Annotated in this window: 20 protein-coding genes; 5 read left to right on the plus strand and 15 right to left on the minus strand. The window is 59.7% G+C overall.

The window, feature by feature from the left end:
• Positions 1–10: 10 nt before the first annotated feature.
• The 15 genes from atpA to rpmH all read right to left on the minus strand — a co-directional run bounded on the left by atpA (position 11) and on the right by rpmH (position 13,036).
• A complete protein-coding gene (atpA, locus tag G7020_RS18230; RefSeq protein ID WP_181086555.1) occupies positions 11–1,555 on the minus strand; it encodes a F0F1 ATP synthase subunit alpha in 1,545 nt (514 codons plus the stop codon).
• Positions 1,556–1,570: 15 nt separating this feature from the next.
• Positions 1,571–2,107, minus strand: a complete 537-nt coding sequence (locus tag G7020_RS18235; RefSeq protein WP_181086556.1) for a F0F1 ATP synthase subunit delta — start codon at positions 2,105–2,107, stop codon at positions 1,571–1,573.
• A 12-nt stretch (positions 2,108–2,119) separates the two neighbouring features.
• Positions 2,120–2,590, minus strand: coding sequence for a F0F1 ATP synthase subunit B (locus G7020_RS18240; RefSeq protein ID WP_181086557.1), 471 nt, complete (start codon positions 2,588–2,590; stop codon positions 2,120–2,122).
• Between the two features lie 93 nt (positions 2,591–2,683).
• Entirely contained in the window at positions 2,684–2,911 is a 228-nt protein-coding gene (gene atpE / locus G7020_RS18245; protein ID WP_003290909.1) for a F0F1 ATP synthase subunit C, read from the minus strand.
• A gap of 70 nt (positions 2,912–2,981) precedes the next feature.
• Complete coding sequence (gene atpB / locus G7020_RS18250) at positions 2,982–3,851, minus strand: F0F1 ATP synthase subunit A (protein ID WP_181086558.1); 870 nt, start codon at positions 3,849–3,851, stop codon at positions 2,982–2,984.
• 14 nt (positions 3,852–3,865) lie between these two features.
• On the minus strand, positions 3,866–4,276 hold the full coding sequence (locus tag G7020_RS18255; protein ID WP_181086559.1) for a F0F1 ATP synthase subunit I: 411 nt from the start codon (positions 4,274–4,276) through the stop codon (positions 3,866–3,868).
• A gap of 122 nt (positions 4,277–4,398) precedes the next feature.
• Complete coding sequence (locus G7020_RS18260; protein WP_181086560.1) at positions 4,399–5,271, minus strand: ParB/RepB/Spo0J family partition protein; 873 nt, start codon at positions 5,269–5,271, stop codon at positions 4,399–4,401.
• 9 nt (positions 5,272–5,280) lie between these two features.
• The gene (locus tag G7020_RS18265) at positions 5,281–6,069 is read right to left on the minus strand and encodes a ParA family protein (RefSeq protein ID WP_181086561.1); all 789 of its coding nucleotides are present in this window, start codon (positions 6,067–6,069) and stop codon (positions 5,281–5,283) included.
• A 19-nt stretch (positions 6,070–6,088) separates the two neighbouring features.
• Positions 6,089–6,724: a 16S rRNA (guanine(527)-N(7))-methyltransferase RsmG gene (gene rsmG, locus G7020_RS18270; protein WP_258189388.1), complete on the minus strand. Its 636-nt coding sequence runs from the start codon at positions 6,722–6,724 to the stop codon at positions 6,089–6,091.
• Between the two features lie 11 nt (positions 6,725–6,735).
• On the minus strand, positions 6,736–8,628 hold the full coding sequence (mnmG, locus tag G7020_RS18275; protein WP_181086563.1) for a tRNA uridine-5-carboxymethylaminomethyl(34) synthesis enzyme MnmG: 1,893 nt from the start codon (positions 8,626–8,628) through the stop codon (positions 6,736–6,738).
• A 510-nt stretch (positions 8,629–9,138) separates the two neighbouring features.
• Complete coding sequence (mnmE, locus tag G7020_RS18280; protein WP_181086564.1) at positions 9,139–10,506, minus strand: tRNA uridine-5-carboxymethylaminomethyl(34) synthesis GTPase MnmE; 1,368 nt, start codon at positions 10,504–10,506, stop codon at positions 9,139–9,141.
• Positions 10,507–10,571: 65 nt separating this feature from the next.
• Entirely contained in the window at positions 10,572–12,248 is a 1,677-nt protein-coding gene (gene yidC, locus G7020_RS18285; protein WP_181086565.1) for a membrane protein insertase YidC, read from the minus strand.
• A gap of 2 nt (positions 12,249–12,250) precedes the next feature.
• Positions 12,251–12,496 (minus strand): membrane protein insertion efficiency factor YidD, encoded by a 246-nt coding sequence (gene yidD / locus G7020_RS18290; protein WP_181086566.1) that lies wholly within the window; start codon positions 12,494–12,496, stop codon positions 12,251–12,253.
• Positions 12,489–12,884 (minus strand): ribonuclease P protein component, encoded by a 396-nt coding sequence (gene rnpA / locus G7020_RS18295; protein ID WP_181086567.1) that lies wholly within the window; start codon positions 12,882–12,884, stop codon positions 12,489–12,491. The genes yidD and rnpA overlap by 8 nt, the downstream gene beginning before the upstream one ends.
• Positions 12,885–12,901: 17 nt before the next feature.
• Positions 12,902–13,036, minus strand: coding sequence for a 50S ribosomal protein L34 (gene rpmH / locus G7020_RS18300; RefSeq protein ID WP_002551315.1), 135 nt, complete (start codon positions 13,034–13,036; stop codon positions 12,902–12,904).
• Positions 13,037–13,547: 511 nt separating this feature from the next.
• Here rpmH and dnaA point away from each other — a divergent pair.
• The 5 genes from dnaA to G7020_RS24120 all read left to right on the plus strand — a co-directional run.
• On the plus strand, positions 13,548–14,996 hold the full coding sequence (dnaA, locus tag G7020_RS18305) for a chromosomal replication initiator protein DnaA (RefSeq protein ID WP_181086568.1): 1,449 nt from the start codon (positions 13,548–13,550) through the stop codon (positions 14,994–14,996).
• Between the two features lie 37 nt (positions 14,997–15,033).
• Positions 15,034–16,137 (plus strand): DNA polymerase III subunit beta, encoded by a 1,104-nt coding sequence (gene dnaN / locus G7020_RS18310; RefSeq protein WP_181086569.1) that lies wholly within the window; start codon positions 15,034–15,036, stop codon positions 16,135–16,137.
• 10 nt (positions 16,138–16,147) lie between these two features.
• Positions 16,148–17,260 carry a DNA replication/repair protein RecF gene (recF, locus tag G7020_RS18315; RefSeq protein WP_181086570.1) on the plus strand — a complete coding sequence of 371 codons (1,113 nt, stop codon included), beginning with the start codon at positions 16,148–16,150 and terminating at the stop codon, positions 17,258–17,260.
• Positions 17,257–19,671 (plus strand): DNA topoisomerase (ATP-hydrolyzing) subunit B, encoded by a 2,415-nt coding sequence (gyrB, locus tag G7020_RS18320; RefSeq protein WP_181086571.1) that lies wholly within the window; start codon positions 17,257–17,259, stop codon positions 19,669–19,671. The genes recF and gyrB overlap by 4 nt, the downstream gene beginning before the upstream one ends.
• 241 nt (positions 19,672–19,912) lie before the next feature.
• The coding region (locus G7020_RS24120; RefSeq protein ID WP_258189390.1) for a hypothetical protein at positions 19,913–20,045 on the plus strand (133 nt) is incomplete at its 3' end.

Raw genomic sequence — 20,045 nt, forward strand, 5'->3', positions numbered from 1 at the left:
CCGCTGCGGCTTACCAGCTTTGCGTGGCCTTGAACTTCTCGATACCGGCTTTCAGGCCAGCGTCGATCTCGTCGTTGAAGTCACCCTTCACGTTGATCTTCGCCATCAGGTCGGCGAATTCGTGGTTGAAGAAGGCGATCAGGGCCTGCTCGAAGGCGCCAACCTTGGCCACGTCCACGTCGGTCAGGAAGCCACGCTCGGCGGCATACAGGGACACGGACATGTCGGCGATGGACATCGGCGCATACTGCTTCTGCTTCATCAGCTCGGTAACGCGCTGACCATGCTCGAGCTGCTTGCGGGTCGCTTCGTCCAGGTCGGAAGCGAACTGCGCGAACGCAGCCAGTTCACGGTACTGGGCCAGCGCGGTACGGATACCACCGGACAGCTTCTTGATGATCTTGGTCTGCGCAGCACCACCGACGCGGGATACCGAGATACCGGCGTTGACGGCCGGACGGATGCCTGCGTTGAACATGGCCGATTCCAGGAAGATCTGACCGTCGGTGATGGAAATCACGTTGGTCGGAACGAACGCGGAAACGTCACCGGCCTGGGTTTCGATGATCGGCAGCGCGGTCAGGGAACCGGTCTGGCCCGTCACGGCACCGTTGGTGAACTTCTCGACATACTCCTCGGATACGCGGGAAGCGCGCTCCAGCAGGCGGCTGTGGAGATAGAACACGTCGCCCGGGTAGGCTTCACGTCCCGGTGGACGACGCAGCAGCAGGGAAATCTGGCGGTAGGCCACAGCCTGCTTGGACAGATCGTCATACACGATCAGTGCGTCTTCACCGCGGTCGCGGAAGTACTCGCCCATGGTGCAACCGGCATAAGGCGCCAGGAATTGCAGGGCAGCAGACTCCGAAGCGGAAGCCGCGACGATGATGGTGTTGGCCAGGGCGCCGTGCTCTTCCAGCTTGCGCACCACGTTGGCGATGGTCGACTGCTTCTGACCGATGGCTACGTAGACGCATTTGATGCCGCTGTTACGCTGGTTGATGATGGCGTCGATCGCCATGGCGGTCTTGCCGATCTGGCGGTCACCGATGATCAGCTCGCGCTGGCCACGGCCAACCGGAATCATGGCGTCGACCGACTTGTAGCCGGTCTGTACCGGCTGATCGACCGACTTACGCCAGATCACGCCCGGTGCCACTTTCTCGACGGCGTCGGTAGCCTGGGCATTGATCGGACCTTTGCCGTCGATCGGGTTGCCCAGGGCATCGACCACACGACCCAGCAGCTCCGGACCTACCGGAACTTCAAGGATGCGACCGGTGCACTTGGCGCTCATGCCTTCGGTCAGGCCCAGGTAGTTACCCAGAACCACGGCACCTACGGAGTCCTGCTCCAGGTTCAATGCCATGCCGAAGATGCCGCCAGGGAACTCGATCATCTCGCCGTACATCACGTCGGCCAGACCATAGATACGTACGATGCCGTCAGACACGCTGACGACGGTGCCCTCATTACGGGCTTGAGCAGCGACATCGGATTTCTCGATGCGCTGCTTAATGATTTCACTAATCTCGGAAGGATTCAGTTGCTGCATGCCACGACCCTCAAATCAGGATTTCAACGATTCGGCCAACTGGCTCAGTTTGCCGCGGACCGAACCGTCGACAACCACATCACCGGCGCGGATGACTACGCCGCCGATCAGCGCAGGATTCACGGCCTGCTGGAGGTTGACGGTGCGATCTAGCCGCTTCGACAGGGCGGCAGCCAAAGTTTGCAGTTGCGCGTTGCTGAGCTCGAAGGCAGTTTCGATTTCTGCCTCAAGCGTTTTTTCGGCTTGCGCCTTGATGTCCTCGTACAGCTCACTCACCGTCGGCAGTACCGACAGGCGATCATTCTCGCCAAGGCTGCGAACGAAATTGCGGAAGGCTTCATCCGTATCGTCGCCTAGCAGGCGGACCAGCTCCTGAACCTTGCTTTCACTGGTCAGGCGAGGGTCGCTCAGCAGGGCCGAAACTTCCGGGACTTCAACGGCGATGGCCGACAGGCTCAGCATCTTCGACCAGGACTCGGTCTGTCCGACCGCACTGGCAAACTCGAAAGCGGCTTTCGCGTAAGGCCGAGCAAGCGTCTGGGTATTGATCATCGCTTGCCTCGCTTAAAGTTGGGAGGCCAGTTTTTCGACCAGTTCGTTGTGTACCTTGGCGTCCACCTGGGACTCCAGGATCTTCTCTGCACCGGCGACGGCCAGAGCCGCTACCTGACTGCGCAGTTGATCCCTGGCACGGTTCACTTCCTGTTCGATTTCGGCGCGGGCACCGGCGACGAGTCGCTCGCCTTCGCTACGTGCCTGCTGCTTGGCTTCCTCGACGATCGCGTTGGCTTGCTTGTTGGCCTGCTCGATGATCTGGGCAGCCTGTTCCTTCGTCTCACGCAGGGTGTTGGTCACCTTGTCCTGAGCCAGTTTCAGGTCTTGCTGCGCACGGCCAGCCGCATCCAGCCCTTCGGCGATCTTCTTCTGGCGCGCTGCCATGGCTGCCGTTACCGGTGGCCAGACGAGCTTCATGCAGAACCAGACGAAGATAGCGAAGGCGATCGTTTGACCGAACAGCGTCAAGTTAATGTTCACAGCGATTTACCTCGTGCTATCTCGTTCAACGCGGGAGTCATTCCACGGCGACGGGGCTCGCCCGGCGAACCCCATCTGAAACCGGATAAATGCTTAACCAGCGACAACGAAGATGAGGTACATCGCGATACCGACACCGATCATCGGTACGGCGTCGAGCAGGCCGGCCATCAGGAAGGTCTTGGTTTGCAGCTGCGGAGCCAGCTCAGGCTGACGAGCGGTGGATTCCAGCAGCTTGCCGCCCAGCAGGGCGAAGCCGATACCGGTGCCCAGGGCACCCAGACCAATCATGATAGAGGCGGCGATGTAGACGAGTTCCATGTAAAGCTCCTGAAGCTAGGGGGGTTAAGGTTTTTCGTTTTGAAGCAAAAGTGTTTCCAGGGGTCTGAGCTTAGTGTGCAGCCTCGGATCCATGATCCTCGTGCGCTGAGCTCAGGTACACCACGGTCAGAACCATGAAGATGAACGCCTGCAGCGGAATCACCAGGATATGGAAGATCGCCCAGGGCACATTCAGGGTCCACTGCACGTAGAACGGCAGCAGCGCGATGAGGATGAATACCACCTCACCGGCGTACATGTTGCCGAACAGACGCAGAGCCAGGCTCAGCGGCTTGGTCAGCAGACCGAGGATTTCGAGGAACAGGTTGAACGGTACCAGCGACCAGTGATTGAACGGGGTGAAGGCCAGTTCCTTGGTGAAACCGCCGACGCCCTTGACCTTGAAGCTGTAGAACAGGATCAGGATGAAGACACCGAGCGACAGACCGAATGTGCCGTTAGGATCGGCGGTCGGTACGATCTTGAACGCCGGCAGGCCGAGCAGATGGGCGATACCCGGGATGTAGTCGACCGGGATCCACTTCAGGCTGTTCATCAGGAACACCCAGACGAAGATGGTCAGTGCCAGCGGAGCGATCAGCGCGTTGCGGCCGTGGAAAGTGTCCTTGACCACGCCTTCGATGAACTCGACGCACATTTCGACGAAATTCTGCAACTTGCCCGGCACACCGTCAGTGGCCACCTTGGCGGCACTGCGGAACAGCAGGATGAAGAGGGCGCCCATCAGCAGCGACCAGCCCATGGTGTCCAGGTGAACGGCCATGAAGCCCATGTCACGTGCTTCGATGCCGGTCTGGGCGATGGTCCAGGTGGCCTGATCGACGACCGAACCGTCTGCGCGAACGTAGCCTGCCGGCAGTTTTCCGTAGGTCAGATTCTGCAGGTGATGCTGGATATATTCCGCCGGGGTACTCGCCATAAACGCCTCAGTGCTCAATGCTTCGGATTAGTTTTCATCAGCAGGAGGGCGCTCGCTCCAGCGCCAAGAACCAGCACGTAACCAGCGAACAAGGCGGCTGGCTCCAGCGGTTCCACTCCCACAAACACCAGCGCAAACAACGCTGCTGCAAGAATCTGTTTACCCATCTCGCCAGCCCAGAAGGACTGCACGATTGCCCTGGCCGAGCGCGCGCCGTAATAGCGAAACGCCTTGAACGCGAAGTAGACATTGGCCAGTAGCGCTATCAGGCCGCCCAGCAACCCGGAGTAGCCGGCGACCATACCAAAAAGCAGACCGCAGAACACAGCGGCAAACAGCCCGGTGAGTGCCTGCACTACCAGCACACGCACGACCGGCAGGCGATGCAAAGGTGTTCTGTTACGTATATTCACCCGTACATCCATCGCCAGGTAGCGCTGTTGCCAGCAATGACCGCAGTCAAAAAAGCGCGGCGAGTATAGGAGCAGGCCACTTCGCGTTCAACCTTCAGGTAGCCTTTTCCAGCTGCCACTACATCTTTTTTGTATCAGCGAATGTGCGCCAGTACACCCTGCAGCTCATCCAGCGAACTGTAGCGGATAACCAGCTGTCCCTTGCCCTTCTCGCCATGCCTGATTTGCACCGGGGAGCCCAGCCGCTCGGCCAGTCGCTGTTCCAGACGCTGGATGTCCGGATCGCTTTTCGGATCGCTTTTCGTCGTTTGCTGAGCATTCAGCCATTGCCGCACGAGGGCCTCGGTCTGGCGCACGGTCATTCCGCGTGCGACAACATGCCGCGCTCCCTCTATCTGCCGTTCAGCCGGCAGACCGAGCAATGCGCGGGCATGGCCCATTTCCAGGTCGCCGTGAGAAAGCAGCGTCTTGATTTCCTCCGGCAGGGCAATCAGCCGCAGCAGATTGCTGACGGTCACCCGCGATTTTCCCACCGCGTCGGCGACCTGCTGCTGGGTCAGCTGGAATTCCTGCTGCAAGCGCTGCAGCGCCACCGCTTCTTCGACGGGATTGAGATCTTCACGCTGGATGTTCTCGATCAGCGCCATGGCGATGGCGGCCTCGTCGGTGACATCACGTACCAGTGCCGGGATCGTCTCCAGCCCGGCCTGCTGACTGGCACGCCAGCGGCGTTCACCGGCGATGATTTCGTAACGACCACCGCCAATGGCACGCACCACGATCGGCTGCATCACACCTTGCGCTTTGATCGATTGCGCCAGTTCTTCGAGCGTCACCGGGTCGATATCGCGGCGTGGCTGGTACTTGCCACGCTGGATCAGATCGAGCGGCAGTTGCTGAAGCTCGCGCACATCGGCCTGAACGGCCTGCTCCTGCATGGCAGTGACGTTGGCACCACCGAGCAGGGCATCCAGTCCGCGTCCCAGGCCTCTTTTCTTGGTCGCCATGAAAATTCCTTATGCGGTTACGCTGCGGGCGGCACGCCGCTGGCGGCGCGACAGTTCGCCAGCCAGCGCCAGATAGGCCAGTGCGCCCTTGGATTGCTTGTCGTAGACCAGCGCCGGCATGCCGTGGCTGGGCGCTTCGGCCAGCCGCACGTTGCGCGGGATGACGGTGTCGTAGAGCTTGTCGCCGAAATGCGCCTTGAGCTGCTCGGTCACGTCGTTGGTCAGGCTGCTGCGCGGATCGTACATGGTGCGCAGCAGGCCCTCGATTTTCAGGCTCGGGTTGAGTGCCTGGCCGATGCGCTGGATCGAATTGACCAGATCGGTCAGACCTTCGAGCGCATAGTACTCGCACTGCATCGGAATGATCACGCCATCGGCGGCGGTCAGCGCGTTGATGGTCAGCATCGACAGCGACGGCGGGCAGTCAATGAGAATGTAATCGTAATTCTCGCGCACCGGCGCGAGTGCTTCGCGCAGGCGGTTTTCCTTGGCCGGCAGGTTCAGCAGGGCGACCTCGGCCGCCGTCAGGTCACGGTTGGCCGGCAGCAGCTGATAACCACCGTGCTCGGAAAACTGCATGGCGTCGACCAGGCTGCATTCGCCTATCAACACGTCGTAGATCGAATACTCCAGACTCAACTTGTCCACACCGCTGCCGGTGGTGGCATTGCCTTGAGGGTCGAGATCGATCAGCAGCACACGACGGCGTGTTGCCACCAGCGAAGCGGCAAGGTTGATGCAGGTGGTAGTCTTGGCGACACCGCCCTTCTGATTGGCGATGGCGAATACTTTGGCCATGATCAGTGTCTGTCCGGGGTCATGAAGTGCGGCGCAGTATCGGCAGATGGCGCTGGCCTTGGCAACCGGGAACCTTGAGCACCAGGCAGCGTTCCAGCTGGAAATCCGCAGGCAGGGCCTGCAGTTCATCATCCGGCTGCACGCCTTTCATGGCCAGCCAGCGGGTCGTGCCATCACTCAGGTGACGCGTCCAGTTGGCGAAATCCTCCAGCGAGCTGAAGGCTCGGGAAGTGATATCGGTAAAGGGCTGCTCGGGTTTGAACTGCTCGACGCGGCTGTGGATAACCTCGACGTTGGCCAGCTTCAGTTCCAGCTTAGCCTGGGTCAGGAAACGGGTCTTCTTGCCGTTGGAATCGAGCAGCGTGAAGTGGCGCTCGGGAAACAGGATCGCCAGGGGAATGCCGGGCATGCCGCCGCCGCTGCCCACATCGAGCCAGCGTGACCCGCCGGGCTCTGCATGGGGCACCACGCTGAGGCTGTCGAGCAGATGCCGCGAAACCATCTCTGCCGGATCACGCACGGCGGTCAGGTTGTAGGCCTTGTTCCACTTGTTCAGCAGGGCCAGGTAACCCAGCAGCTGCTGTTGCTGGACTTCGCTCAGTTCGATACCCAGCTGCAACGCACCTTCGCGCAGTTCTGCTGCATGATTTGCCATGTCGGGACTCATCAGGCGCTCTGCTCCAGTTTCTGACCGGCACTGCGCTTTTTCAGATGAATCATCAACAACGACACGGCCGCTGGCGTGACACCGGGAATTCTCGATGCCTGCCCCAGGGTTTCGGGACGCGCCAGGGACAGCTTGTGCTGGATTTCCTTCGAAAGCCCAGAGATTGCCGAGTAATCCAGCTCGGTTGGCAGCACGACATTCTCGCTGGCACGCAAACGGGCAATCTCGTCCTGCTGACGCTCGATATAACCGGCGTACTTGGTCTTGATCTCTACCTGCTCGGCCACCTGCGGATCGTCCACCATCACGCCCGTCAGCTCGACCAGGCTCTGATAGTCGATCTCGGGGCGCGCCAGCAGGTTCAGCAGGTTGTACTCATGGGTCAGCGGGGTACCGAAACGGGCCGAAATGGCCTCCCCCTGTTCGGTACCAGGACGCACCCAGGTTTCCTTCAGGCGCTGTTCCTCGCGCGCGATGCCTTCGCGCTTGCGCTCGAACGCCGCCCAGCGGATGTCATCCACCAGCCCCAGTTCACGGCCCTTTTCCGTCAGACGCAGGTCGGCGTTGTCCTCGCGCAGGATCAGTCGATATTCGGCGCGCGAAGTGAACATGCGATAGGGCTCCTGGGTGCCGAGGGTGATCAGGTCGTCGATCAACACCCCGAGATAGGCCTCATCGCGGCGTGGATACCAGGCGTCACGCCCCTGGGCACGCAAGGCGGCGTTGGTCCCGGCGAGCAGTCCTTGGACACCGGCTTCCTCGTAACCAGTGGTGCCATTGATCTGGCCGGCGAAGAACAGCCCGCCGATCACCTTGGTTTCCAGGCTGTGTTTCAGGTCGCGCGGGTCGAAGTAGTCGTACTCGATGGCATAGCCTGGCCGAACGATATGCGCATGCTCCAGGCCACGAATGCTCTGCACGATCTGCAGCTGCACATCGAACGGCAGCGAGGTGGAAATGCCGTTGGGGTACAGCTCATGTGTGGTCAGGCCTTCGGGTTCGATGAAGACCTGGTGGCTGTCCTTGTCGGCGAAGCGGTGGATCTTGTCCTCGATGGAGGGGCAATAGCGCGGCCCTACGCCTTCGATGACACCGGAATACATCGGCGAGCGATCCAGATTGGCGGCGATGATTTCGTGGGTGCGGGCATTGGTGTGGGTGATCCAGCAACTGACCTGCGGCGGATGCTGCTCGCGGTTGCCGAGGAAGGACATCACCGGCAGCGGTGTGTCACCGGGCTGTTCGATCATCACCGAGAAATCGACGCTTCGACCGTCGATGCGCGGTGGTGTGCCGGTTTTCAGGCGTCCCACGCGCAGGGGTTGCTCGCGCAGACGCTGCGCCAAAGCGATGGAAGGCGGATCGCCGGCACGTCCCCCGGAATAGTTCTGCAGCCCGATGTGGATAAGTCCGCCGAGGAAGGTCCCAGTGGTCAATACCACCGACTCGGAGAAGAAGCGCAGCCCCATTTGGGTGACCACGCCCCTGACCTGATCGGCTTCGACGATGAGATCGTCCGCCGCCTGCTGGAATATCCACAGGTTGGGCTGGTTCTCCAGCGTTTCGCGAACGGCGGCCTTGTACAGTATCCGATCAGCCTGGGCGCGGGTGGCACGCACAGCCGGTCCCTTGCGACTGTTGAGTACACGAAACTGGATACCGCTCTTGTCGGTGGCAGTGGCCATGACACCGCCCAGTGCATCGATTTCCTTGACCAGATGGCTCTTGCCGATACCGCCGATAGCAGGATTGCAGCTCATCTGTCCGAGCGTTTCCACATTGTGCGTTAGCAACAGGGTTTTCACGCCCATGCGCGCCGCTGCCAAGGCAGCTTCGGTACCGGCATGGCCACCACCGATCACGATGACGTCAAAACGGGAAGGGAAATCCACCACGCACCTCGTGCCTGTTCATAGGGGGTTCTGGAAACGCGCAAGTATAGGGTTTCACGGACGCTGAAAGAAGGCTTCTGGATAAAAAATAACCAACGCGGTGGGCATGTTTACTGGCAAACAAATATAGAGATAAAGAAAGTAATTCTTTAAAGCTTATTTTTATGTTTATAAATGGTTCGGGTGTTTTCTGTGGATAACCTCTGCAGGCCGTGTCTTTACTGGTCTACAGAAGATCTAAACCCGGTGCTGAAGCTGGGTGGAGACGGTGCGTAGCCCGTGAGCAGCCTGTGTATGGAAACGCTATTTATCCACAGACGTTTTCATGTCCTGGTTTATACCCCTTTTATGGACCGGGATCAGGTGGGCTTGTCCACAGGGCTCAGCATTGAATTTGGCTATGAATATTCCGGAGCGGAATGAAAGGGTTCGGATTTTCAACCAGGCACAGCCTGTCACGCCGTGCTCGTTGAAGCCGGCGTCGAGTTGGATCGATTACTGAGCTGCTGGTTATTTGCCGATACAGAAGCTGGAAAAGATTCGCCCCAGCAGGTCGTCGGAACTGAAGGCGCCGGTGATTTCGCCCAGGGCTTGCTGGGCCTGGCGCAGGTCCTCGGCCAGCAGTTCGCCGGCACCGGCGAGGGTCAGCTGGGCGTGGCCATGGTCGAGGTGCTGGCGGGCCTGGTGCAGTGCATCGAGGTGACGTCGGCGTGCGCTGAAGCCGCTTTCCGAGGTCTGCTCGTAACCCATGCAAGTCTTCAGGTGTTCGCGCAGCAGGTCGAGGCCGTCACTGGATTTGGCTGAGAGGCTGAGGGTGACGTGTCCATCGTTGCAGACCTCCAGCGCCACCGGCTCACCGGACAGGTCGGCCTTGTTGCGGATCAGGGTGACGCGCGCCGGATCGGGACGCTGATCGAGAAATTCCGGCCAGAGTGCAAAGGGGTCAGTTGCTTCCGGGGCGGTGGAATCGACCACCAGCAGTATCCTGTCGGCTTCGCCTATGGCCTTGAGCGCGCGTTCCACACCGATCTTTTCCACCTGGTCCTGGGTATCACGCAGGCCAGCGGTGTCCACTACGTGCAGGGGCATACCGTCGATGTGGATATGTTCGCGCAGGATGTCCCGGGTGGTGCCGGCGATATCGGTGACGATGGCCGCTTCGCGTCCGGCAAGGGCATTGAGCAGGCTGGACTTGCCGGCATTGGGCAGGCCGGCGATGACCACCGTCATGCCTTCGCGAAGCAATGCGCCTTGTCCGGCTTCGCGCAACACTGTGGATAACTCGGCGCACACGCCCTCGAGCAATCCCAGCACGTGGCCATCGGCGAGGAAATCGATCTCTTCCTCGGGGAAGTCGATGGCGGCTTCGACGTAGATGCGCAGCTGGATCAGTCGTTCGGTCAGTTGATGGACGCGCCGGGAAAACTCGCCCTGCAGTGAACGCACCGCATTGCGCGCGGCCTGGGCGGAACTGGCCTCGATGAGGTCGGCAATGGCTTCGGCCTGGGCCAGGTCCAGCTTGTCGTTGAGAAAGGCACGCTCGCTGAATTCCCCCGGACGGGCCAGGCGCACGCCCAGTTCCACGCAACGGTGCAGCAGCATGTCCATGACCACCGGCCCGCCGTGGCCCTGCAGCTCCAGCACGTCTTCGCCGGTGAACGAATGCGGGCCGGGAAAGAACAGCATCAGCCCTTCATCGATGACTTCGCCGTCATCGGCATGAAACGGGCCGTAATGAGCATGACGGGCGATGGGCTCTCGACCGCTGAGGGTGATGGCCAGCGCTTTGGCGCGCGGTCCGGAAACCCGCACGACCCCGATGCCGCCACGACCCGGTGCGGTGGCGACTGCGGCGATGGTTTCGCGATCTTGGCTCATGCGTCTCTCCAGGAACTGAAAAAGCAAAACGCCCCAATCAAGGGGCGTTCTGTTTACTGCGCAAGTCAGGCCGAGGCCGTGACCTGTCTCTCGATCTTGCGCGTAATGTACCACTGCTGTGCGATGGACAGGACGTTGTTGACCACCCAGTACAGGACCAGACCGGCCGGGAACCAGAGGAAGAAGAAGGTGAAGATGATCGGCAGCAGCTTCATCACCTTGGCCTGCATCGGGTCCGGCGGGGTCGGGTTCAGTTGCTGCTGGATGAACATGGTCACGCCCATGATGATCGGCAGGATAAAGAACGGATCCTTGATCGACAGGTCGGTGATCCAGAACATCCAGGGCGCCTGGCGCATCTCGACGCTTTCCAGCAGTACCCAGTAGAGGGCCAGGAACACCGGCATCTGCACCAGGATCGGCAGGCAGCCACCGAGCGGATTGATCTTCTCCTTCTTGTACAGCTCCATCATCGCCTGGGACATCTTCTGGCGATCGTCGCCGTGCTGTTCCTTGAGCGCCTGCATCTTCGGCGCCACGGCGCGCATGCGTGCCATGGACCTGTAGCTGGCCGCCGAGAGCGGGAAGAAGATCAGCTTGATGATGATGGTCAGCACGATGATCGACCAGCCCCAGTTGCCGAGCAGCGTATGAATGGCGCTCAGCAGCCAGAAGATCGGCTGTGCGAGGAACCAGAGGAAGCCGTAATCGACGGTCAGGCGCAGGCCGGGGGAGAGTTCTTCGAGCCTGTCCTGGTCCTTGGGACCGGCATACAGGGTTGCCGCGATCTCGCCCTGGCTGCCCGGCGCGACGGCAATCGCAGAGCCGGTGAAGCCGATGATGTAGTTGCCCTGGCTGTCCTTGCGGGTCTGGACCTGGTTGGTCTGATCGGGCGAGGGAATCCAGGCGGTGACGAAGTAGTGCTGCAGCCAGGCGATCCAGCCACCCTCGACGGTTGCCCGGAAGTTCTTGTCATCCATGTCGCCCATGGACACCTTGGTGTAGGGCTCATCCTTGGTCCAGAGCGCGGCCCCCAGGTAGGTGGCCGTCCCGGTGGCGGTGCTGGAGGATGGATCGCCACTGCTGTCGCGCTTGAGCTGGCCGAACATGATGCCGGACCAGGGCTTCTCGCTGTGGTTGTCGATCAGATAGCGAACTTCAAGGTTGTAGGTGCCGCGATCGAAGCTGAAACGCTTGATGTAGTCGACGCCGTCTTCGCTGTAGGTCAGATCGACAACCAGGCGATCCTGTCCTTCAGCCAGCTGATACTGCTGCTGTTCGCTGCTGTACAGCGGGCGGCCACTGGCCTTGTCCGGACCATCGCCGATCAGGCCGCTCTGGGCTTCATAGATACGCTCGGCACTGCGCTCGAACAGCTGGAAAGGCACATCTGGGCGATCCTGGCGGCGTGGAAACTGCGACAGGCGCAGATCGACGATATCGCCACCACGCGGGTCGATTGCCAGCTCCAGCACATCGGTAGTGACGCGGATCAGCTGGGAACTGGCCGGGGTTTCAGGCAGCGCACTGGCTTGCTGTTCGCTGGCTACCACCGGGATGTCGCCTTGGGCGCCTTCGGTGCTGGCAGCGACCGGCATGTCGGATACCTGGGCCGCGGCATTTTGTGACTGGCGTGTCTCGTCAGGCAGGGCTGCCTGACCATAGTCCTGGTTCCACTGCAGAACCATCAGGTAGGCAACGATGGCCAGTGATACAAGCAGGATCGAGCGTTTGATATCCATGATTACTCGGTCATCGAAGATGAATTGGAGGTGTTGTTGGAAGGCACGGGATCATAGCCGCCCGGATTCCATGGATGGCAACGGCCAAGCCTGCGCAGGCTCAACCAGCCGCCGCGCAGCAGGCCATGGTTTTCAATGGCCTCCTGTGCATAGCAGGAGCAGCTTGGATAGAAGCGGCAATGGCTGGCCATCATGGGGCTGATAGCGTACTGGTAGATGCGAATCGGGATCAGGGCCAGTTTACGCATGGACGGTTTTACCCTGTTCTGGATGAACGGCGGCCTGAGAGGGTGTGCGCGACAGCCGTCTCCAAAGCTTGTTGAATTGCCGTGCCAGTTCAGGATTATCCAGATCGGCCAATCCCTTGCGCGCAATCACCACGATGTCCCAACCCGCCAATTCCAGCTGATTGAGACGGAAGGTTTCGCGCAGTTGCCGCTTGATGCGATTGCGTTCGACCGAAAGCTTGACGCTCTTCTTGCCGATCACCAGCCCGATGCGGGGATGAGGCAGGTCATTTTCGCGCACAAGGAGCAGGACATTCCTGCCCGGTAACTTGCCGGAAGGGGAGTCGAAGACTGCCTTGAACTGGCTCGGGGTCAGCAATCGCTTTTCCCGACCGAAGTCCCGACTCACTAGCGATTCCGACGTGTTCAGACTGCCAGACGCTTACGACCCTTGGCACGACGGCGCGACAGGACGGCACGACCGTTCTTGGTAGCCATACGGGCACGGAAACCGTGGGTGCGAGCGCGCTTGATGGTGCTGGGCTGGAAAGTGCGTTTCATGATGCTTTACCTGGTGATCCATTGCGGGCCGGAATGGCCCCCTTTTAAGAGACCGGCGATTGTAGAGAAGCCAGGCTGCCAGGTCAATTTCCAGCCAGTCGATCAGCAAGGAAAGTTTAATAAAGAAAGAAAAGAATAGGTTTTCTTTCTAAAGCGTTTATAGATGGTGAACGCGCATTCTGTGGATAACACGCTGAAAGCCATGACTGGCAAAGCGTTGCTCGAAGCGAAACCCTTGGGGTTGCCCGTGTGTCGAGGGTGGGTATGCGTTGCATAGCCTGTGGGTGAATCCATGACTTATCCACAGAGGTTTTTGTATGCAGGCTATCCACCGACTGATACCCAGCGCTCAGGGGGCGTTATCAACAGGGCTTAGCGAGCCATCTTTCCTGTTCGTGGTGTTATCGGGTCCAGCGTTTTCTGCTGCAAGACGTGGCTCATTTGTGGATAACTGGATGGCGCAGGGCTACAATGACGACCGTTTTACAGCTCGACAGCTTTAGGAGATTCCGTGTCGGTGGAACTTTGGCAGCAGTGCGTTGACCTCTTGAGGGATGAACTGCCAGCCCAGCAATTCAACACATGGATCCGTCCGCTTCAGGTTGAGGCCGAGGCGGACGCGCTTCACGTCTACGCGCCCAACCGGTTCGTCCTCGACTGGGTCAACGAGAAGTATCTGTCCCGTCTGCTGGAGCTGTTGTCCGAGCGTGCGAGCGGCCCGGCTCCGAGTCTGTCGCTGCTGATCGGCAGCAAGCGCCGCGCTTCGGCTACCGGCCTGCCGTCTGCCTCCATGGCGCGTGCCCAGCAGCCGACGCCGGCAGCCGTGGCTCCGACCGTGCAGGAATCATCGCGACGTGAAGAGGCCCCGAGCGGTTTTTCCGAACCTGTAGCTCCCGTGCGTGCAGAGCGCAACGTGCAGGTCGAGGGCGGGCTCAAGCACACCAGCTATCTCAACCGCACCTTCACCTTCGAGAACTTCGTCGAAGGCAAGTCGAACCAGTTGGCTCGCGCCGCCGCCTGGCAGGTCGCGGACAATCCCAAGCATGGCTACAATCCGTTGTTCCTCTATGGCGGCGTCGGCCTCGGCAAAACCCATCTGATGCATGCGGTGGGCAACCATCTACTGAAGAAGAACCCCAATGCCAAGGTGGTCTACCTGCATTCGGAGCGTTTCGTCGCCGACATGGTCAAGGCGCTGCAGCTCAATGCCATCAACGAGTTCAAGCGCTTCTATCGCTCGGTGGATGCGCTGCTGATCGATGACATCCAGTTCTTCGCCAAGAAGGAACGCTCCCAGGAAGAGTTCTTCCATACCTTCAATGCGCTGCTTGAAGGCGGGCAACAGGTGATCCTGACCAGTGACCGCTACCCCAAGGAAATCGACGGGCTGGAAGAACGTCTGAAATCCCGATTCGGCTGGGGGCTTACGGTGGCGGTAGAGCCGCCGGAGCTTGAGACACGGGTGGCGATCCTGATGAAAAAGGCCGACCAGGCCAATGTCGATCTGCCCCACGATGCCGCCTTCTTCATCGCCCAGCGGATTCGCTCCAACGTGCGCGAACTGGAAGGTGCGCTCAAGCGGGTCATCGCCCACGCCCACTTCATGGGCCGCGACATCACCATCGAGCTGATTCGCGAATCGTTGAAAGACCTGCTTGCCCTGCAGGACAAGCTGGTCAGCGTCGACAATATCCAGCGTACCGTCGCCGAGTATTACAAGATCAAGATCGCCGATCTGCTCTCGAAGCGACGTTCGCGCTCCGTCGCCCGGCCACGCCAGGTTGCGATGGCCCTGTCCAAGGAGCTGACCAACCACAGCCTGCCGGAAATCGGCGATGCATTTGGCGGGCGCGATCACACGACTGTACTGCATGCCTGTCGTAAGATTGCCGAACTTCGGGAACTGGATGCGGACATTCGCGAAGACTACAAGAATCTCCTTCGTACTTTGACAACCTGAACAGACTGCGGCCATTTAATAGGCAAGGGACCGGACCATGCATTTCACCATTCAGCGCGAAGCCCTGTTGAAACCCCTGCAGCTGGTAGCCGGCGTCGTCGAACGGCGCCAGACCTTGCCGGTGCTGTCCAACGTATTGCTGGTCGTCCAGGATCAGCAACTGTCCCTGACGGGGACCGACCTGGAGGTCGAACTGGTCGGTCGCGTTGCACTGGAAGATGCCTGCGAGCCCGGTGAAATCACCGTGCCGGCGCGCAAGCTGATGGATATCTGCAAGAGCCTGCAGCCCGATGCACTGATCGACATTCGCCTCGATGACCAGAAAGTGGTGATCAAATCCGGGCGCAGCCGTTTTTCCCTGTCGACACTGCCCGCCAATGATTTTCCGGCTGTGGAAGAAGGTCCTGGCTCACTGAGTTTCAGCGTCAACCAGGGCAGCATGCGCCGCATGATCGAGCGCAGCAGCTTCGCCATGGCCCAGCAGGATGTGCGCTATTACCTGAACGGCATGCTGATCGAGGTTTCCAGCGGCATGTTGCGCGCCGTGGCGACCGATGGCCATCGCCTGGCGATGTGTTCCGTGCAGGCCAACATCGATCAGCCGGACCGTCATCAGGTCATCGTTCCGCGCAAGGGGATTCTCGAACTGGCGCGGCTGCTGACCGAGCAGGATGCCGAAGTCGGCATCGTTCTGGGCCAGCATCATATTCGCGCGACCACCGGCGAATTCACCTTCACCTCCAAGCTGGTGGATGGCAAGTTCCCCGATTACGAGCGTGTGCTGCCGCGTGGCGGCGACAAGCTCGTCGTCGGCGATCGACAGACGCTGCGCGAGGCCTTCAGCCGTACGGCGATTCTCTCCAACGAAAAATACCGCGGCATTCGTCTGCAACTGGAAAGCGGCCTGTTGAAGATCCAGGCCAACAACCCGGAGCAGGAAGAAGCGGAAGAGGAAGTGGCCGTCGACTACAACGGCGGTTCGCTGGAGATTGGCTTCAACGTCAGCTACCTGCTGGATGTGCTGGGCGTGATGACCACCGAGCAGGTGCGTCTGATTCTCTCCGATGCCAACAGCAGTGCGCTGGTCCAGGAATTCGACAACGACGATTCCTCCTATGTCGTCATGCCGATGCGTCTGTAACCAGCACTGAATGTCCCTTAGCCGTATTTCCGTCACCGGCGTTCGCAACCTGCAGCCGGTGACGTTAACCCCCTCCCCTCGCATCAATATCCTTCATGGCGATAACGGCAGTGGCAAGACCAGCCTGCTGGAAGCCATCTATCTGCTGGGTATGGCACGCTCGTTTCGCAGTGCTCGTCTGAATCCGGTGATCGCTCACGAACAAACGAGCTGTACGGTTTTCGGTCAGGTGACGCTGGATGAGGAACGATCCAGCGCGCTGGGTATTTCCCGTGATCGTTCGGGCGATGTGCGCATTCGTATCGACGGCCAGAGCGTCAAGAGCGCAGCCGAACTGGCTGATGCACTGCCATTGCAGCTGATCAACCCGGACAGTTTTCGCCTGCTGGAAGGTGCGCCCAAGCTTCGCAGGCAATTCCTCGACTGGGGCGTGTTCCACGTGGAACCGCGCTTTCTACAGGCGTGGCAGCGGCTGCAGCAGGCCTTGCGGCAGCGTAACTCGTGGCTGCGGCATGGTACACTTGACGCCGCTTCGCAGGCGGCCTGGAGCCGTGAGCTGAGCCTGGCAAGTGAGGAGATCGACGAGTATCGACGGGCCTACATTCAGGCACTCAAGCCGGTTTTCGAGAGAACCCTGGCAGCCCTGCTGGAGCTGGAAGGCTTCCAGCTGAGCTATTACCGAGGTTGGGACAAATCCCTGGCTCTCGCCGATGTACTGGCGGCATCAATCGAACGTGATCGGATGATGGGGCATACCCAGGCGGGACCTCAGCGGGCTGATCTTCGCCTGCGTATGGCAGGCCACAGCGCGGCGGAAACCTTGTCTCGTGGCCAGCAGAAACTGGTTGTCTGTGCCCTGCGCATAGCCCAGGGGCATCTGGTGAGCGAGGCCAAGCGCGGGCAATGTATTTATCTGGTCGATGACCTACCGTCCGAGCTGGACGAAACCCACCGGCTTGCGCTGTGCAGCTTGCTGGAACAACTGAATTGCCAGGTTTTCATCACCTGTGTCGATTCGAACCTATTGCGAGAAGGCTGGCGTGACGATACGCCAATCTCAATGTTTCACGTGGAACATGGAGCGATAGCCCAGGTCCACGGCCCCTCGGGAGTGACGGCATGAGCGAAAACCATACTTACGATTCGTCCAGTATCAAGGTACTCAAAGGCCTCGATGCGGTACGCAAGCGTCCCGGTATGTATATCGGCGATACGGACGACGGCACCGGCCTGCATCACATGGTGTTCGAGGTCGTCGATAACTCGATCGACGAAGCGCTGGCCGGCCATTGCAGTGAAATCTGCATCACCATTCACGTCGACGAGTCCATCAGTGTGCGCGACAACGGGCGTGGCATTCCGGTCGATATCCACGAAGAAGGGGTGTCGGCTGCCGAGGTCATCATGACCGTGCTGCACGCCGGCGGTAAGTTCGATGACAACTCCTACAAGGTCTCCGGTGGCCTCCACGGCGTGGGCGTCTCCGTGGTGAATGCGCTCTCCGAGGAGTTGATCCTGACGATTCGTCGCGGTGGCAAGGTCTGGGAGCAGATCTATCGTCACGGCGTTCCCCAAGCACCGCTCGCGGCTGTGGGTGAAACCCAGGATTCCGGCACCGAGATCCACTTCAAGCCTTCGGCGGAAACCTTCCAGAACATCCACTTCAGCTGGGACATCCTGGCCAAGCGACTGCGCGAACTCTCGTTCCTCAACTCGGGGGTCGGCATTGTCCTGCGCGATGAGCGCAACGCCAAAGAGGAGCTGTTCAAGTATGAAGGCGGCCTCAGCGCCTTCGTGGCCTACCTCAACACCAACAAGACGCCGGTGAACGAGGTTTTCCACTTCAATGTCCAGCGTGATGACGGTGTTGGCGTTGAAGTGGCGTTGCAGTGGAACGACAGTTTCAACGAGAACCTGCTCTGCTTCACCAACAACATTCCCCAGCGCGATGGCGGTACGCACCTTGCTGGGTTCCGCTCGGCATTGACACGTAACCTGAACAACTACATCGAGCAGGAAGGCCTGGCCAAGAAACACAAGGTTGCGACCACCGGCGACGATGCGCGCGAAGGACTGACGGCCATCATCTCGGTCAAGGTGCCGGACCCCAAGTTCAGCTCGCAGACCAAGGACAAGCTCGTATCCTCGGAAGTCAAAACCGCTGTCGAACAGGAAATGGGCAAGCACTTTGCCGACTTCCTGCTCGAGCATCCCAACGAGGCGAAAGCGGTCGTCAGCAAGATGATCGATGCGGCGCGTGCCCGCGAGGCGGCGCGCAAGGCGCGGGAAATGACGCGACGCAAGGGTGCTCTGGATATCGCCGGTCTTCCCGGCAAACTTGCCGATTGTCAGGAAAAGGACCCTGCCCTTTCCGAACTCTACATCGTGGAAGGGGACTCCGCGGGCGGCTCTGCCAAGCAGGGGCGCAACCGCAAGACCCAGGCGATCCTGCCGCTCAAGGGCAAGATTCTCAACGTCGAGCGGGCGCGCTTCGACCGCATGATTTCCTCGCAGGAAGTCGGCACCCTGATCACCGCACTGGGCTGCGGGATCGGGCGTGAAGAGTACAACATCGACAAATTGCGTTATCACAACATCATTATCATGACCGATGCTGACGTCGATGGATCGCACATCCGCACGCTGCTGTTGACCTTCTTCTTCCGTCAGCTGCCTGAGCTGGTCGAGCGTGGCTACATCTATATCGCGCAACCGCCGCTGTACAAGGTCAAGCGTGGCAAGCAGGAACAGTACATCAAGGACGATGAGGCGATGGAGGAATACCGCACCCAGTCGGCCCTCGAAGAAGCCAGCCTGCACGTCAACGAACATGCGCCAGGTTTGTCCGGCGAAGCCCTGGAGCGGCTGGTCAACGATTACCGCGCCGTGATGAAAACCCTGCAGCGTCTGTCGCGTCTCTATCCTCAGGAACTGACCGAGCACTTCATCTACCTGCCGCGCGTAACAGTCGAGCAGCTGGCTGATCAATCGGCGATGCAAGCCTGGCTGGCGTCCTATTCGGCGATGCTCGAAGGCGTCGAGCGCTCGGGTCTGGGCTACAAGGCCAGCCTGCGCGAAGACAAGGAACGCAGCCTGTGGTTGCCCGAGGTGGAAATCATTTCGCACGGCCAGGCCAGTTACATCACCTTCAACCGCGACTTTTTCGCCAGCAATGACTACAAAACCGTCACCACGCTGGGGGATGAGTTGAACAGTCTGCTGGAAGAAGGCGCCTACGTTCAGCGCGGCGAGCGCAAGAAAGCGGTTTCCTCCTTCAAGGAAGCCCTGGACTGGTTGATGGTCGAAGGCACCCGCCGGCATAGCGTGCAACGCTACAAGGGGTTGGGTGAAATGAACCCGGACCAGCTGTGGGAAACCACCATGGACCCGGCGGTGCGCCGAATGCTCAAGGTCACCATCGAAGACGCCATTGCGGCTGACCAGATCTTCAACACCCTGATGGGTGATGCGGTGGAGCCGCGCCGGGACTTTATCGAAACGAACGCCCTGGCGGTGTCCAATTTGGACTTTTGATTCTTCCGCGTCTCCGCAATACCTGCCCCCGGCCTCGTGCCGGGGTTCTTGTTTATGGATGGCTGAAAAAGCATGTGTTCCACGTGGAACACAAGACCTGAGAAGTTACCGATAGTTTTTACTGATTGAGTCTCTTGTATTAATCAATTTTTGAAAATTACCTGGCCCCGGTAGGATTCGCTTATCGAAGCTTTTTCATCTTCTTCCCGGCCAAGGCCAATCTTTGCTCAAGGGGTATTTCATGCTCGACACCAATCTCAAGACCCAGTTGAAAGCCTATCTGGAAAAGGTCACTCAGCCGTTCGAGATCGTCGCGTCCCTCGATGACGGCGAGAAATCCCGGGAAATGCTGAGCCTGCTGCAGGACATCGCCA

The organism is Stutzerimonas stutzeri (assembly GCF_013522825.1).
Classification (GTDB): domain Bacteria; phylum Pseudomonadota; class Gammaproteobacteria; order Pseudomonadales; family Pseudomonadaceae; genus Stutzerimonas; species Stutzerimonas stutzeri_AK.